Origin of the sequence: Solitalea canadensis DSM 3403, assembly GCF_000242635.2 — a bacterium.
GTDB lineage: Bacteria > Bacteroidota > Bacteroidia > Sphingobacteriales > Sphingobacteriaceae > Solitalea > Solitalea canadensis.
In genome coordinates, this window is record NC_017770.1 from 4,933,804 (window position 1) to 4,950,045 (window position 16,242).

The 16,242-nt window shown below is 35.8% G+C and carries 14 protein-coding genes; 9 read left to right on the plus strand and 5 right to left on the minus strand.

The genetic code is table 11. From position 1 onward, the window contains the following. Positions 1-41: 41 nt before the first annotated feature. From SOLCA_RS20805 to SOLCA_RS20835, 7 genes are all read left to right on the plus strand, one after another. Positions 42-1,049 carry a hypothetical protein gene (locus tag SOLCA_RS20805; RefSeq protein WP_014682457.1) on the plus strand — a complete coding sequence of 336 codons (1,008 nt, stop codon included), beginning with the start codon at positions 42-44 and terminating at the stop codon, positions 1,047-1,049. Positions 1,050-1,340: 291 nt separating this feature from the next. Further along, positions 1,341-2,750 carry a tetratricopeptide repeat protein gene (locus tag SOLCA_RS20810; protein WP_014682458.1) on the plus strand — a complete coding sequence of 470 codons (1,410 nt, stop codon included), beginning with the start codon at positions 1,341-1,343 and terminating at the stop codon, positions 2,748-2,750. Positions 2,751-3,034: 284 nt separating this feature from the next. Next, complete coding sequence (locus SOLCA_RS20815; protein WP_014682459.1) at positions 3,035-3,814, plus strand: phosphosulfolactate synthase; 780 nt, start codon at positions 3,035-3,037, stop codon at positions 3,812-3,814. A gap of 178 nt (positions 3,815-3,992) precedes the next feature. Continuing rightward, positions 3,993-4,739, plus strand: coding sequence for a shikimate dehydrogenase family protein (locus tag SOLCA_RS20820; RefSeq protein ID WP_014682460.1), 747 nt, complete (start codon positions 3,993-3,995; stop codon positions 4,737-4,739). Positions 4,740-4,790: 51 nt separating this feature from the next. Beyond that, positions 4,791-5,417, plus strand: a complete 627-nt coding sequence (gldD, locus tag SOLCA_RS20825) for a gliding motility lipoprotein GldD (RefSeq protein WP_245536732.1) — start codon at positions 4,791-4,793, stop codon at positions 5,415-5,417. A gap of 89 nt (positions 5,418-5,506) precedes the next feature. Next, positions 5,507-6,142, plus strand: coding sequence for an MBL fold metallo-hydrolase (locus SOLCA_RS20830; protein WP_014682462.1), 636 nt, complete (start codon positions 5,507-5,509; stop codon positions 6,140-6,142). A 43-nt stretch (positions 6,143-6,185) separates the two neighbouring features. After that, on the plus strand, positions 6,186-7,424 hold the full coding sequence (locus SOLCA_RS20835) for an FtsX-like permease family protein (RefSeq protein ID WP_014682463.1): 1,239 nt from the start codon (positions 6,186-6,188) through the stop codon (positions 7,422-7,424). A gap of 194 nt (positions 7,425-7,618) precedes the next feature. Here SOLCA_RS20835 and SOLCA_RS20840 read toward each other — a convergent pair whose 3' ends face one another. The 4 genes from SOLCA_RS20840 to SOLCA_RS22600 form a co-directional block, all read right to left on the minus strand. Continuing rightward, positions 7,619-9,100 carry a lipopolysaccharide biosynthesis protein gene (locus SOLCA_RS20840; protein WP_014682464.1) on the minus strand — a complete coding sequence of 494 codons (1,482 nt, stop codon included), beginning with the start codon at positions 9,098-9,100 and terminating at the stop codon, positions 7,619-7,621. Between the two features lie 31 nt (positions 9,101-9,131). Beyond that, positions 9,132-9,602, minus strand: coding sequence for a GNAT family N-acetyltransferase (locus tag SOLCA_RS20845; RefSeq protein WP_014682465.1), 471 nt, complete (start codon positions 9,600-9,602; stop codon positions 9,132-9,134). Positions 9,603-9,715: 113 nt separating this feature from the next. Next, the gene (locus tag SOLCA_RS20850) at positions 9,716-10,594 is read right to left on the minus strand and encodes a 6-hydroxymethylpterin diphosphokinase MptE-like protein (protein ID WP_014682466.1); all 879 of its coding nucleotides are present in this window, start codon (positions 10,592-10,594) and stop codon (positions 9,716-9,718) included. Positions 10,595-10,600: 6 nt separating this feature from the next. Then, complete coding sequence (locus tag SOLCA_RS22600) at positions 10,601-11,365, minus strand: class I SAM-dependent methyltransferase (protein WP_014682467.1); 765 nt, start codon at positions 11,363-11,365, stop codon at positions 10,601-10,603. Between the two features lie 112 nt (positions 11,366-11,477). Between SOLCA_RS22600 and SOLCA_RS20860 the strand changes: the two genes are divergently transcribed. Then, a complete protein-coding gene (locus tag SOLCA_RS20860) occupies positions 11,478-12,728 on the plus strand; it encodes a glycosyltransferase family 4 protein (protein ID WP_014682468.1) in 1,251 nt (416 codons plus the stop codon). 9 nt (positions 12,729-12,737) lie between these two features. Further along, entirely contained in the window at positions 12,738-13,529 is a 792-nt protein-coding gene (locus SOLCA_RS20865; protein ID WP_014682469.1) for a glycosyltransferase family 2 protein, read from the plus strand. Between the two features lie 112 nt (positions 13,530-13,641). On the opposite strand, the gene SOLCA_RS20870 is transcribed toward SOLCA_RS20865, so the two are convergent. Beyond that, a complete protein-coding gene (locus SOLCA_RS20870; protein WP_014682470.1) occupies positions 13,642-16,125 on the minus strand; it encodes a YfhO family protein in 2,484 nt (827 codons plus the stop codon). Positions 16,126-16,242: the final 117 nt, after the last annotated feature.

Below are 16,242 nucleotides of genomic sequence, written 5' to 3' on the forward strand. Positions count from 1 at the left end.
TATAAAAATATTTTTGCTAAAAACTTTTTAAACTATTTTTAATGAAATTTAAAGGATTTTTAATTCTTTCTACCCTCTCTATCTGCCTGTTTTCTTGTTCTAAGTTTGAATATGCAGACATTATTACTAAAGTTGATAATAAAGGGGAAGTGAAAAAGATTAAGGATAAGAACGGAACCTTGTCGAGTGAGTTTTTCTACGATGAATATGGACGTTTAGAAAAATTTGAAAGCTATCAGATGGCAAATGGTAATTCACAATTTAATAGTAAGAGAAAAGTATTGCAAGCTATTGAAGCAAAGAAAAATGCAGTAAAAGGAATCGAAAGTTCTACCAAAATAACGGATGCACTTGCTACAGGAAGCATATCGTACTATCGCAGATTCCGTTACTCATCATCCGGAACATTAGCTTCAATTGTCTCTTATTATTATGACAACTCAACTAATAAGTTAATGATTGGTGACTCAACAGTTTATGTGGCAAACAAAGATGGAAAGCTTGTTTCAGGAAAGCTATGGAATTTTTATGATTATGCACCTGATGAGCCTGAGTTTGTTAATAATGAAACTTATTATTATGATGCCATCGGTCAATTAATAAAAATTAAATACGATTTCATTGATTACCCTGAAGAAAACTATGAAGATGTATTTACATACGATGCAAGGGGAAATGTTGTGCCGAAGGCTTTAGTGGCAGATAAGGTGGGTGATGAAAGGCACGAAATAACGCGGGTTGTAAAGTATGATAACAGTCCAAATGTTGTCGGATCGAATGGTATCCTGTTATTACTTGGCTCGCAATCTGATAATGGAGTTTTGTACCTGTCAAAAAACAATGTGCTCGAAAATATCGATGAAGAGAAATTTATAGCAACTAACGGTTCATCTCGTTCATTGACCGCTAAGGCAAAATCTGTTTTTGTTTATGGCGCTAATGGTAAACCAACTTCACAGGAAGTGGTAATTACTAATACTGCTAACATCTATGGCAATATTAATTCCTCCACAGTTTCATATAAACACTTCTTTGAATATGTGCAGTAATAGCAAAGCCGTTCCAAATCGAACGGCTTTGTTGATTATGTCTCTATTAGACTGGCCTGAGTGTTAATTAACAACATCAAACTAAAAAAGTATATCTTTGTTATAATTAGTGCTTAAACACAGGAGTTTTAGCATTAATAGTGGATATGTGGAAAAAAAGGACCGCTGTGGTTGGAAGATAAATTCTATCTTTTCAATAATTTAAAAAACCAGCACGATAATTGGAGGTATCTGTCTGTTCAGTGCGCTGATTTTACACGTTTCGTTCTTTTTAACCTTTGAGGAATAATCATGTTTGACGACGATTTTGAATTCGACAACCCAGAAGAGGCACGTTCTTCGGTTGAGCGATACGAGGAGATGATTCGAAACAAGGATCAGTACTTTTTTGATGCTGATGCGTTTGAGAAAATTATCGATTATTATATCGAGAAAAATGACCCAATCAAGGCAATGCAGGTGGTGGAGTATGCATTAAGCCAGCATCCTTATGCTTCTAACTTTTTTATAAAACAGGCTCAGTTATATATGATGACGAGCCAAACAGCTAAAGCTTATAAGCTTTTGGAAAAAGCAGAAAGCCTGGAGCCTTCGAATGGAGATATTTATATTTTAAGGGGTAACCTGCTTGAAAACCAGGAACGCCATCAGGAAGCGCTCGAGAATTACCAGAAAGCATTATTGTTTGCCGAAGATTCTGATGAGATATGTTTGCAGATTGCTTACGTTTATCAGAACCTGGGTGCTTATGAAGATGCTATTGTGTATTTAAAGAGATGTCTTGAGGCCAATATGGAACATCAGGATGCTTTATATGAATTGGCTTTTTGTTACGACGTTTTAGATAAGCAGGAAGAAAGCATTCATTTTTATGAACAGTATATAGATGAAGAGCCTTATTCTTACGCTGCCTGGTATAATTTAGGTAACGCCTATATAAAACTCGAAATGTATGAAAAGGCTATTGATGCTTATGATTACGCTATCCTGATAAAGGAAAACTTTGCTGCTGCTTATTTCAACAAAGGAAATGCACTGGTGGGTTTGGAGCGTTACATGGAAGCTATCAATGTTTATCGCCAGACTTTTGAGTATGAGCAACCGGATGCAGAAACTTATTGCTGCATGGGTGAGTGTTACGAAAAACTGGAAATGATGGATGAAGCCCGTTCTTTCTATAAAAAAGCAGTAAAACTAGATGCCCGCTTGTCTGAAGGCTGGTTTGGTATCGGCGTTACACTTGATTTCGAAGAGCGCTGGTTTGAATCGCTGCATTTTTATAAAAAAGCATTGGAGCTAGATGCTTCTAACCCGGAATACTGGTTTGCTTTAGGTGATTCACATTCTAAACTTGGGAATGTGGAGGAGGCTGAAGAAGCTTATGAAAAGGTAATGGAATTGGCGCCGGATGATATAGAAATATGGCTGGATTATTCTTCACTAATGTTTGAGGAGGGTAAAAATGAGGAAGCAATTGCTATCATTTCAGAAGGTATAAAAAACAATACGGGAGCAGCTGAGCTTTATTACCGTATGGTTGCTTATTTGTTTGCGAATGGGCAGTATAAAGAAGCAATCAGTTACCTTGAGCAGGCACTGATAGCTGATCCAGAAAAATATGAGTTACTTTTTGAGTACTTACCGCAGCTTCAGAATAACAAAGTGATCATTGATATTGTTAATCGTTACATCGGTGAATAACATCACGATGTTAATAAGATAATTTTAGTCCCCGGAAAGGAAAAGCCCGGGGATTTTTTAGTTTAAAAGCATTAAATAATACAATCTAATCTGTTTTTAGTCAGTGTTTTAAATTGATATAATGGGCTAAAAATAATTTTTTTAACAGTTTATCGTTGGCAAAAAAACTAAGTTTGGATTGTTAAAACATTTGGTATTTTAAACACTTAGGCTTTATTTTGCGAAGCCTTATTAAAAGGGAGTGTTATTGAGAACAATTCCCATAAGGATTTAGTTAATTTGAAATGAATTATAGTTTGAAATACGTTCCAGAGAGAGAAGCCAAGCCCCGCGATAAAGGCATTACCATGGTAATGGATAAAGGGCTTAGTGTTAATGAAATAGAAAACTTTCTTTCTGTTGCCGGCAATCATACCGACTTGGTTAAATTAGGATGGGCAACATCATTCGTTACCCCAAACTTACAGGATAAGTTAAATGTTTATAAAGATGCCGGCATACCAGTTTATTTTGGAGGTACTCTTTTTGAGGCATTTATCATCCGTGGTCAGTTTGATGATTATTGTCGCATTTTAGAGAAGTATAAAATGGAGTATGCAGAGGTTTCTGACGGCTCTATTACGATTCCTCATGATGTTAAATGTGAGTACATCCATAAACTTAAAAAGAATGTAACAGTTATTTCTGAAGTAGGTTCAAAAGATGATACTGTTATTATTCCTCCTTACAAGTGGATTCAATTGATGCAGGCGGAGATTGATGCCGGATCATGGAAAGTTATTGCTGAAGCACGTGAAAGCGGTAACGTAGGTTTATTCCGTGGTAATGGTGAAGTTCGTTCGGGCTTAGTTGAAGAAATCCTGACTAAAATTCCTCAGGAAACAATTATCTGGGAAGCACCACAAAAATCACAGCAAGTTTGGTTCGTTAAACTAATCGGAGCAAACGTAAACCTGGGAAATATTGCACCTGCCGAAGTTATTCCATTAGAAACAGTTCGTTTAGGTTTACGTGGTGATACTTTTAATCATTTCCTAAAGGATTTTGATATCCCAGTGATGTAATTGACAACTCACTATAGAAAGGGCAAAAACGACAGCTAAAGTTTTTGCCTTTTTTTCTTAAGGTTAATTGATCACTAAACATCAATTCCGATAACCGTTTTTGAACTTAGCTTAACTTTCAAGGCTTTGTGAATTGCTACACGGTATTACTTTTACCATTATCTCTTGTTTTGACAATATGAAAAAATTCGGACTTATTGGTTTTCCTCTTTCACATTCTTTCTCTCAGAAATATTTTACACAAAAATTTGAACAGCTCGGCTTAGCCGATCATCAATATAATTTGTATCCTATTGAAGAAGCCAAAATGTTGTTGGATATAATTAATAACGACCATGATTTGGTTGGTATTAATGTGACCATTCCGCACAAAATTGCGGTTATGCCTTTGCTTGATACGTTGGATGATGTGGCTAAGGGTGTAGGAGCTGTAAATGTGATTAAAATAACTCGTAACGAATTTGGAAAGGTAGTGCTAACCGGATCAAATTCTGATGTGGTGGGTTTTAGAGAATCATTGCGGCCATTATTGAAACCGAGCCATAAGAAAGCATTGATATTAGGTACTGGTGGAGCATCAAAAGCGGTTGAGTATGCGTTAAATGAGCTAGGAATTACTTATAAGTTTGTGTCTAGAACAGCAGCTCAAAATAATTATACCTATGAACAGCTCTCAGGGGAATTAATGAAAGAGTATTCAGTAATTATTAACTGTTCTCCATTAGGAACATACCCCAATATAGATGCATGTCCGACTATTCCGTATGAGTTTTTGACCTCCAATCATCTTTTATATGATTTGGTTTATAATCCGGAGGAAACTCTTTTCATGAAAAAAGGAAAAGAGAAAGGCGCAATCGTGAAAAATGGATTGGAAATGCTGCACCTGCAAGCCGAAAGATCATGGGAAATCTGGAATAAATAATTTGGGTACCGAATCGCTATAAATTGTACCTTGCAAACCAAATCAAGAACTTTGAACAGTCATAAATTGTATTCAACAGCGCTAAAGTTATTTATTAACAATTATTTTCTTGCAATTGTTATGGTTGCAGGTTGTTTTTCAATCGTTTCATGTGAACAGGTTTCTACTCCTAAACCGAGAGGATATCATCGTATAGATTTCCCCAAAAAGATCTATAAGCGTTTTGATGAAGGCTGTAAATTCTCATTTGATATTCCCGTATATGCAAATGTGAGCAATGATAAGAATTCTGATGCTCAACCTTGTTGGATCAATGTAAATTATCCTCAATTTAACGGCAAACTTCATATCAGTTACCATAATATTAATGGTGACAAAAGGAAATTAGTGAAGCTTACGGAAGAAAGCAGAGGACTTGTTTTTAAACATACCATTAAAGCAACAGCCATCGATGAAAGTATTATAAGTGATAAAGCAGATAATGTCTATGGTACTTATTATTCTATTGATGGAAATGCTGCATCGGCAATTCAGTTTTATCTAACAGACAGCACTCAACATTTTTTAAGGGCTGCATTGTATTTTAGTTCCGAACCGAAGCTAGATTCTATACAGCCGGTACTCAACTACATCAAAAAGGATGTAGATGTAATGATAAAAAGTTTTAAGTGGAAATAAATTCGAAATTAGATCTTTGGATAAATTTGAAGCATTGTGAATTCTTCTCAAATTAACCAACGTGTAAAATTTCCCAAATTATTAAGAACGTGATTCAGGTACATTATCTTACTTTCAATCCCTATCAGGAAAACACTTATATCTTATTTGATGAAACACAGGAATGTGTAATTATTGATCCAGGATGTTATAATGCATCGGAACAGAATGCACTAAGTGATTTTGTTACTTCAAATGGACTTAAACCGGTTTTATTATTAAATACTCATTGCCATATAGATCATGTACTGGGCAACAAGTTTGTGTTTGATAATTATGGATTAAAACCTTATTTCCACAAAGAAGAGCAATTTATTTTGGATGCAATTCCCGGATATGCGCCTTCAATGGGGATGCATTATGAGCTATCTCCTACTGTTGAACGTTATTTAGAAGACAACGAGGTTATTTCCTTTGGCTCATCTTCAGTAGCATGTATTTTTACGCCTGGTCATTCTCCAGGTAGTCTTTCTTTCTACAGTAAGGACGATCAGTTTGTAATAGGTGGTGATGTGTTGTTTTATCAAAGTGTTGGCCGTACCGATTTACCGGGTGGAAGTTTTCAGGTATTGAAAAATAGTATAGAAGAACGTCTATTTCCATTAGGAGATGAAGTGAAGGTTTATCCTGGACATGGTCCTGCCACTTCTATTGGATTTGAACGCCTACATAATCCGTTTTTGTAACGGTAAGTTTTACGTATAATTTATTAGCGATAAAGACTCATTAATGAATCTGGCACTATATTTTGCTAAGCGATACTTATTTTCTAAGAAATCAACTAATGCCATTAATATCATTTCTGCCATTTCGATGGTGGGTGTTTTAATTGGTACAGCCGCGTTGATCATTATTTTATCAGTATTCAATGGCTTTGAAGTTATAGTCCTTTCGTTGTACAATAAGTTTACCCCTGATATTAAAGTTGAAATTGCAAAGGGAAAAACATTTGATCCTACGAATAAAGCATTTGCAGCTGTAAAAAATAATCCATCCACGGCTTTTTATGTTGAATCACTGGAAGAAAAGGCGTTGTTACGTTTTGGAAAGAATCAATACATTGCAACCATAAAAGGGGTTAGTAATGATTTTCTTAAAACACACTCCCTGGATTCAATGATTATTAGAGGGGAAAATGTGTTGAATGAGGCAGGTGCGCCAAGGGCCGTTATTGGTAGTGGTGTTGAATATTTCCTCGCGCTTAACATTAATTCGGATGAGCCATTAATAGTGTTTTCGCCTAAAAAGAAGATGGGTAATTCAATTGATCCCTCCAATGATTTAAATCGCAATGAAATAATGGTTTCCGGTGTGTTTCAGGTTCAGCAAGACTTTGACTCGAAGTATGTTTTGGTTCCGTTGGAATTTGCCCGCAATCAAATGGAAGAACCAGTTAACGTGTCTTCTATTGAACTGTATACAAAACAGGGAACTGATATTGCTAAGTATAAAAAGGAGATCCGGGAGCAATTAGGTGCCGATTACAGAATACGTGATCGATTTGAGCAGAATGAATTGCTTTATAAAATACTTAATTCTGAAAAATGGGCTGTGTACCTAATCCTGACCTTTGTTTTAATAATTGCCATCTGTAATATCATTGGCTCTTTAACCATGCTGGTAATCGATAAGAAGAAAGATATTGCCATCTTGTTTAGTATGGGAGCCAAAGAGAGTATGGTGCGTTACATCTTTTTATTTGAGGGATTACTGATATCTATGGTTGGAACCATAGTTGGATTATCACTGGGCGCACTCTTCTGTTATATACAACAACGTTTCGGCTTAATACGAATGGGACAGTCGGGGTCATTTATTATGGATAATTATCCGGTTGATATGAAATTCCGAGACTTTGTGCTAGTGTTTATTACGGTATTTGCTATTTCTTTCGTCGCCTCCTGGGTTGCGTCGCGTTTAAGCGTCCGCAACTTCACTAATGTAAGAGAAGAGTTGACTGAACAATAGTTTAGTCTTGAGTCTTTAGTTCTGAGTCTTGAATCCCTTTTTAGCCTAAGATTTTTACTTAAAAGTATGAGTTTGGATCCACAAAGTCTGATCTAAAATTCAAAGTGTACGAACTTAGAACTCCTAAGTTTCCTCTTGTCAATATTCAAGACTAAACACTCTCGACTCAAGACTGAATACTCTCGACTCTTAACTCAAGACTTCAGACTCCGGACTAAAAACTTATCAATTAATTCGTTCATTTCAGGAGATAATTTAAGCCAGTAAATTGCTCCAACATAAAGAATTGTTATTAATGTTGAACGAACAATAATATCTGCGATGAAATTAGGTAAGGCAGGTAGTAAGTAGTTTAGGGCAAGCACAGCCATGCCAATAATAAGAATAGCCAGGTTTTTCCAGCTGTAGGGTTGTAAGCCAAATTTTACCCAAACAAAAATATACCTGAATAAATTAAACAAGAATGTTCCCGATGCTGCAGCAATTGCAGCCCCGGCTAATCCGTAGCGTGGAATAAATAGATAATTGGCGCCAATTATAACTCCGATAAGTGCTACAAAGAAATAGGTATCAAACCTGAAGTATTTTGATGTGGCGAGTATAACCCCATTTACCCCGGTAACCATATCAAATAAGCTCCCTAGGCCCATAAATAAAATCACATATTTGCCTGCTGCATATTGTGGAGGTAATAAATGAAAAACATTGTTAATGTTAGCCCAAATACCAATAAATAATAAAAGTCCTATCAGTAATTGGTTGATACAGCTTTTACGGTAAACGGATAATATACCGGCCATGTCATTGTCTTTCCATTTATCAGCTAAAACAGTACCTGCAATTCGGTACATTACACGTGCCGGCATAGCAATTACCGTTGCAAAATACACAGTAATGCCGTATGTTCCAGTTTCGCTTAAACCCAGCAAATTACCAATCATGATTTTATCAATGTATTGAATGATCATGGTAGTAAAACCACTAATTACTGCAAAAGAACTGAAGCTTACCATTCCTTTTACCAATCCCTTATCAGGAAAGTTGAGGTCTGGAGTAAAATTAAGCTGTTTGTCTCTCGCCAGTTTTATGGTTAAAATGAGCGTAGGCAGCATATTGGCAATTAGCCAGATGTAGATGAAATGGTTAAAGTCAACGGTAAATACGATTAGTAAAACCATTGAAAGTGCAACAAAAAATTTTTGATAAAATTCTCTTAGTGCTGTTCCTGTAACGGTATCGTATAAAGCTCTGTTATAGTTGTCTAAAACGCCAAAAAACAAAAGAAAAAAGGCTAATCCCCAAAGTGTTATTCCATAGTTAGAGAATATAATTGAATAGCTTTCGCTAGTACCCCAGAAAAAATTGCCGAATAAAGTAATGCCGATTAGGCAAACAGAAAAACCAACCAATGAAACAGCACTGGAAAGGAATAAGAATCCGTGATGATTTTTATGGTCACTTCTGAAATAAGGAAAAAAGCGAACCGAAGCTGCCTGAAAGCCTAAACTGGCTACCTGAACAATAATGGCCGAATAAGAAAGCAATAGTTCAAGAATACCATTCTCTTCGGTCGATAAACAGCGAGGTCGTAGGAAAATTGTTGTTACAAATCCAACGACCACGCCTAAATATGAATAAATAGTGCCTTTTATTGTTTGTTTCTGGATTATTCCCATCCCGAATGCTTAATGGATGATAAGGAGTTTGTTATGATTTAGTATTAGTAATGGTATAAACAAAACTTGGGATGTCATTAACAGTAGTTTCTTTTTCGAAGGTAAAGCCCGAATGCTCAAATGCACGAACAGAAGCCATATTTTCTTTACGAATATAGGCACGTACAAGATCTCCCGGAAACAAGCTGAAAAAGTACTCACACGCATCCATAATCATTTGTTTGGCCAATAACCTCCCGCGGAAATCCTTGTCAATCGAAATACGAATAATAGTGTCACTATTATGACGCTCGAACCTTATTTGACCAATAGCCATTCCTGTTTCATATTCAAACACCAACATAAGTGAGTTTTCATCTTTTAAACTCGCATTAAACCAGTTTACATGAGTTTGATAGTCAATTTTTTTCTGGCTATATGAGTTTTTACGAGCTTGATCTTCATTAGCCCATTTAAAATATAAATCAACGTCTGTTGGTTTCGCTAAGCGGTGAATAATCATAAAGATTTTTAAATTGTATTTCTACGCCAATTTGGGAATAAGTAAACTGTGAATGATGTTGCCTAACAAAATTCAAACCACTAATATAAAAATGCTTATTGGATTTTATTGCATCAAATACGATCAAATGCGTCGATATAGCTTTTTTCGCTTGCATTAAGTACTCTCACGTTTCTGAATCGGGCATATCGGGCCAAAATTTTGTAACTATAAAATGCTTTCGACAATGAGTTAAAAAAGCTATGAATGCCATATTCCTCTGAATTAAAAGCCCTGCTTTTCATATTTATTGTTTTCCCCTGCTGATTATAGAAATGCTTGTCTTGGGTAATGACATCATTATGTTCATCAACAGAAATTTGTTCATGCCATGAATGATCTGCTCCTAGAATATAGATTTCCTTGAATTGCATATTCGTCGCTATGAAAATGTTGGCAGCTAATATATTCTGGCATTGAGGCATCGCTAAATTGCGCTTAAAGAAGCTGAATTTAATTTTCTCGTAGCCTTCAAAAACAACGTAGTTATAAAAATGAAGTTGGATGTTTTTATTTAGTTGAGGAAGACTCGTTATAAAGGTGTTTTTTGCCGATGTTGCGGGAACAAACAAGTCCAAAGGCCAATTAACATCTCCTATAAGGTGCTCATATGTTTTTTTAACAGACTCAATTGGGGTGTCTGTTCCATTATAGTTACTAAAAAAGGGATCCAGGAAAACGTAATTTTCTGGTTTAAGGTCTGTGAAAACTGCTGCACAAGAAAAGCTATTTATAGCAAACAATACATTTTGGCGATCATGTAGTTCAGTGGTTAATTTCTCAAGCGAGGAGGCTAATGATGGCCCATTACCTAAGATGTAGCATTTTTCAGTGCGTGCTTTTGGAGGCTTCAATCCAAATTTTGAGCGAATTAACACTTTACATATAGAACCTATGGTAACAAAGAATAATCTAAGTTGATAAAAAACAGCATTGACAATTTTTTCAATCATGATAATTTACTTCTTACTACCCCAGATAAAAATGTAAGGAGATAATAGTCTACTTTCTACCGGAATAATCTTAGTAAACACCTTTCCGGAGAGCCAGCAAAGTTTAAATAAAAATTTCACAATTGCCGATTGTTCTTTTTTGTTTTCAAGCCAGATAGAGAATTTACCATAATATCCATACTCTTTCACTTCTAATCCGAGCTCTTCATAGATACTTTTCAAAAGCTCAGGATTCATAGAATTGATATTATGCTTGTCGTAATTATTACGGTCGAATTTTCGTTGAAACCATCCATTTACACCGGTAAAGTTGGGTAAGGTTAGGAGAAGAACTCCGTTTTGGTCCATAAAGTCTACATGACGCTTGATAATGTCTTTTGTATCCTGAAAATGTTCGATCAATCCACAGGAAAAAACTAAGTCAAACTTTTCTCTTTCTCCTTCATCAAATAAATCACCCTGGATAAAACGAATGCTATTCTCTGGGATATTGTTAAACTTTTCAAGGTTATTAATAATACCTGAATGAATAAAGAAATCAAGCAATGTTGTTTTCTTTTTCAGGTATTTGGTAAGAAACAAAGAAAAATAGCCGGGAAAACCACCCAGTTCTATTGCTGATTTAACAGGTTTGGCTTCGCAAACTCTCCCGAAGATTGGAGAGAATACGTAATTGATATCTATTTCGTGTAAAATATCTGTTTTAGTCTCCCAATAGTTAGACCAGAACGCTTGGTCGGTTAGCTTATTTTCTGCGGTTTCTGCTTCCATTCTCTAACAAGAAAATTAATGGTTCGAATATGTACTTTTGTTTAGATACTTTATAGTTGAAAAGAGCCTGTAAGATTACGGATAATTTGAGAAAAAGCGAATCAGATAGTTAATGAAAATACTACATATTAATAGTTATGATGGAAGTGGTGGTGCTGCGCGAGCTGCATTGCGGCTAAATGAGGCATTAAAAATACAAGGAATACAAAGTGAGTTAATCGTTAACTATAAGTATGGCAATGATCCGGAAATCAAAACCTTTTCGGATAGCAAACTTTCGAAGCTTTACTCCTTATTTCTTATCGGATTAGAACAGGTTCTTACCAAACTTCAGATCAAGAACATTAAAGTGCCTTTTTCCATTCCATTTATAGGTAAAAGTATTGAGCACCATCCTGCTGTTCAAAATGCGGATATTCTTCATTTACATTGGACTAATCAAGGTTTTTTGACTGTCTCATCATTGAAAAAACTCTTAGCATCAGGTAAACCGGTAGTGTGGACATTTCATGATAGTTATGCTTTTACCGGAGGATGTCATGTTCGTTATACGTGCGAAAATTATAAACAGGAGTGTGGCAATTGTCCGGTTGTAAAAAATGCCCATGCTAATGATGTATCACACCGCTTTTGGAAGAAGAAGCAAGAAGTGTATTCACAATATCGGTTTTCAATAGTAACTCCAAGCAACTGGCTGGGAAGGGCTGTAAAATCGAGTTCTCTGTTAAGTGACTTTTCATTAAATGTGATTCCTAATGCGATTAATGCCGAATTGTTTCGTCCCTTGGATAAAAAAGAGGCACGAAAACTATTAGGATTACCTGAAGATAAGTTTATTATGTTGAGTGGATTCATGCCTTCAAAGGTTGATAAGCATAAAGGAACTTCCTATTTGGCAGAAGCCATAGAGATTTTGGCTGATCAGATTGATCACGAAAAAATAGAGTTGGTAATTTTCGGAAATAAAACCGGTGCAGAGTTAATCGATTTTAAGCTCAAAGCATCTTATTTGGGTACAATCAGTAATGATGAGTTATTAACCGTTGTTTATTCTGCAGCCGATGTGTTTTTAACAACTACACTTGAAGATAATTTACCTAATACTGTTATGGAGAGTCTTTCTTGTGGAACACCGGTGGTTTCTTTTATTACTGGAGGTGTGCCCGATATGGTAAAGCATAGGGAGAATGGTTATTTGGCGATATATAAATCTGCAGAAGATTTTGCAAAGGGCATTACGTGGGTAATGGATCATGAAAATAAATCAACATTAAATCATCAGGCCAGGGAAACTGTACTTGCCAATTTTAGCTTGGAGGTTGTTGCCAAAAAGCATATTGAACTTTATAGAACACTCATTTAATACTTACATATGCAGGGCGGATACAGAAATAAGCAAGATTTAAATTATGAGGCCAAGCCGGTTTTAAGCGTTATCACGATTGTTTATAACGGATCGGGTTTTATTGAACGAACCATAAAGAGTGTTGTTAATCAATCTTATAAAAATATTGAATATATAATTATCGATGGGGCTTCAAAAGACAATACACTTGAAATTGTGAAGCGTTACGAGGAAAATATAGCTCTTTGGATCTCTGAAAAAGATAAAGGCATATATGATGCAATGAATAAAGGATTGCAATTAGCAAAAGGTGATTATGTAATCTTTATGAATGCTGGAGATCAATTTCATAATGAGACAACAGTTAAACGTATTTTTACCACTAATGCTAATGCTGATATTTATTATGGTGATACATTGATTGTGGATGATGAAGGGAGAAGTTTGGGTCCCAGACGTTTACGTCCACCTGAAAAACTTACATGGAAAAGCTTTCGAATGGGAATGCTTGTATGTCATCAATCGTTTATTGTAAAACGAACGCTTGCTCCTTTATATGATCTCAATTATAAAATCGCAGCAGATATCGACTGGTGTATAAAATGTATGAAGCAAGCAAAAACACTTGAGAATGTACATTTCTATATTGCTAATTACCTATCGGGCGGTGCCTCATGGCAGAACCAAAAGAAAGCATTAAATGAGCGCTTCAATATTATGAAGAAGCACTACGGAATAGTTTCGGTGATTTCATCGCACATGGCTATTGTAGCCAGATTTGCTGTTCAGAAAATTCAAGGCGGAAAAATGACAAATTAATAGTTCTACTATCATAAAAGCAAAAAGCGGTTTCTGAATGAAACCGCTCTTTGCTTTTATATAATTTCTTAGGAGTGACTCAAGGCTTATAACTCAAGACTCCTTACTAAAATTAAGCTTCAACTTTCTCGGGAGTTTCGTTTTTCTTTTTTCTAAGGTTAACAAATATAGCTCCTGCTAAACCTGCAACTAACAAGATTGAAAAAGCTAAAGAGATTTTCTCTCCTGTATAATAAGATTTAGGCTCAAATCTGAATTCAATTGTATGCTTACCTGGTTCTAATTGCATCCCACGTAATAAGAAATCTACACGGAAATACTTATGTGGTTTTCCATCAACAAATGCATCCCATCCTTTTGCATAGTAAATATCTGAGAATACTGCTAGTTGGTTAGTTGATGAATTAGATTCATACACTAATTTTTCAGGATGATAGCTAACCAATTTAATAGTAGCAGTAGTGTCAAAATCCATTTTGGTAATATCTACATCCTTGCGGAAATCTTCACCAATGATAGCAGACGTTTTGGGATTAACATGATCTAAAGCAGCTAACTCTTCGTTTGCATTGTTTGCAAATTTAACACCGCTTACAAACCATGCATTACCCAAAGCTTGGTCATTATGGACTACTCGGGCTCCTTTTGCACTATCAGGCATTATAATGTATTTAGTGTTAAGCATGTTAAATGCCCAAGGATTACCTTTAACCAATTGACTATCGATCAAGTTTTGATAACGTTTCAATTTAGCTGCATGGTAACCTCCAATACTTTTGTGAAATCTTGAAGTTGCAGGGTTCGCAAAAGCATTGCCTATCATATCATAAACACGATAGTATGGATCTGGATCTTGTTTAATCTGAAGGTCTACTTCACGAGGTTGAGTTGCTTGAGATAGCATACGTTTCTCTGTAAAATTTTCATCTTTCAGGTAACGTTTATCAATACCCCACATGTCAATTACTAATGCTAAAACTAATGCTAAAGCAGCATACTGAGCTTTGATCTTTTCTGTAACAAATGCCCAAATTATACCAGCAGCAATAAGAACGAATACTAACGAACGGAATGCGTCAATACGAGCAATATTTAAACGATCTGCCTCAACCGCTGCCATTAGTGAATTACCAACATCCTTGCCGCCCATAGCTTGCAACTGAGCTAACAAATTAGCATCGTTAGGCGATTGAGCCGATAAGAATAAGCCCGGCAGTGCAGTAAAGATTAATAAAATTCCTCCAACACCATAAACAGTATATTTAAGGTTTTTTAATATCTTTTCTTTAGCAATTTTGCCTTCAAAAATTTGGTTAAGAAGGATCATTGCTAAAAGAGGAATCATAATTCCTGCAATAACCAATATTGATTCAACAGCGCGGAATTTGCTATAAAGAGGGAAATAGTCAAAGAAAATATCTGAGAACCACTGGAAGTTTTTGCCCCATGATAATAGGATGCTTAATAAGGTTGCAATAGCAATACCCCATTTTAAGCCACCTTTTACTAAGCTTAAACCCAGGATAAATAAAAAGACAACAATAGCCCCGAAGTAATATGGGCCCGATGTAAACGGTTTGTCGCCCCAATAGCGTGCAGCTCCTCCAATTTGGGCTGCTATTTGAGTAGCATCCTGAGGTGGAACGTTGTTTTTAATAAGTTCAGCGTATACTTTAGATTTAGGAGTAAATGGAATTCCGTTAGCTCCACCATATGCATCGGGAATAAGAAATGTAATTGATTCTCCAACTCCCTGACTCCATTGATAAGCATATTCTTTATCAAGCCCTTTAGAAGCTTTTGTAGTAGCTGCTGCCTGCACAAGATCAGATTTGCCACGAATAGTCTCATTAGCATATTCATAGTTAACCCAAAGTGTGCCGAAGTTTACACCAACACCAATTATAACACCTGCTAATAGGGTAACTCCAGATTTTACAAAGTCAACGATGCGTTTTTGGTGGATAGCTTCTACTAATTCTGCTATAACAATCACTAAAATACCTATCATTAAATAATAAGTCATTTGTAAGTGATTTGAGCGAATTTCCAAGGCTAAAAATAAGGCTAATAATGAGGCTCCTGCCAGGCGTTTGCCTCGGAAGGACATTATCACAGCACCTAAAATAGGGGCAAAAAAGGCAATAGCTAATGCTTTACCTGTATGTCCTGCCTCAATGATAATAAAGTTATAGGATGCAAAACCAATGGCAATTGCTCCTAAAAAACTCAACCAAGGTTTAAAGCGAAGCATTCTGAATAAAAAGAAACCTCCGAATAAATACAACAATACAAAGTTGATTGGATTCGGGAATACTTTATTCCAGATATCAATAACGTGAGAAGCTATATTGGCCGGATATTGTGTCCATATTTGATAAGATGGCATACCTCCAAACATAGAGTTGGTCCAAAGTGGGCCTTTTCCATCCTTTTTGTAATCCATTATTTCCTGTTGAACAGAGCCTGCGTTCATAACGTCGCCCTGTATGAGCTTTTTGCCTTGAACAACCGGGCTGAAATAAATGAAACAAATTACAACAAACAGCAAGAGGGCCAATAGATTAGGCCAATTTTTCTTAAACCACTGGGTCATTTTTTTTGGTCTTTAACATGTTAAAACGGCCAAATATAGAAAAATGAATTAACTGTAAAAGGAATGTTATGCCAACTAAGTTTCGAACATGCGGTTGGCTGCTAAAAAAAGAAAATT

Coding starts and splice junctions, on each gene's coding strand:
- SOLCA_RS20805 (WP_014682457.1), top strand. CDS start 42: ATGAAATTTAAAGGATTTTTAATTCTTTCTACCCTCTCTATCTGCCTG.
- SOLCA_RS20810 (WP_014682458.1), top strand. CDS start 1,341: ATGTTTGACGACGATTTTGAATTCGACAACCCAGAAGAGGCACGTTCT.
- SOLCA_RS20815 (WP_014682459.1), top strand. CDS start 3,035: ATGAATTATAGTTTGAAATACGTTCCAGAGAGAGAAGCCAAGCCCCGC.
- SOLCA_RS20820 (WP_014682460.1), top strand. CDS start 3,993: ATGAAAAAATTCGGACTTATTGGTTTTCCTCTTTCACATTCTTTCTCT.
- SOLCA_RS20835 (WP_014682463.1), top strand. CDS start 6,186: ATGAATCTGGCACTATATTTTGCTAAGCGATACTTATTTTCTAAGAAA.
- SOLCA_RS20840 (WP_014682464.1), bottom strand. CDS start 9,100: ATGGGAATAATCCAGAAACAAACAATAAAAGGCACTATTTATTCATAT.
- SOLCA_RS20845 (WP_014682465.1), bottom strand. CDS start 9,602: ATGATTATTCACCGCTTAGCGAAACCAACAGACGTTGATTTATATTTT.
- SOLCA_RS20850 (WP_014682466.1), bottom strand. CDS start 10,594: ATGATTGAAAAAATTGTCAATGCTGTTTTTTATCAACTTAGATTATTC.
- SOLCA_RS22600 (WP_014682467.1), bottom strand. CDS start 11,365: ATGGAAGCAGAAACCGCAGAAAATAAGCTAACCGACCAAGCGTTCTGG.
- SOLCA_RS20860 (WP_014682468.1), top strand. CDS start 11,478: ATGAAAATACTACATATTAATAGTTATGATGGAAGTGGTGGTGCTGCG.
- SOLCA_RS20865 (WP_014682469.1), top strand. CDS start 12,738: ATGCAGGGCGGATACAGAAATAAGCAAGATTTAAATTATGAGGCCAAG.
- SOLCA_RS20870 (WP_014682470.1), bottom strand. CDS start 16,125: ATGACCCAGTGGTTTAAGAAAAATTGGCCTAATCTATTGGCCCTCTTG.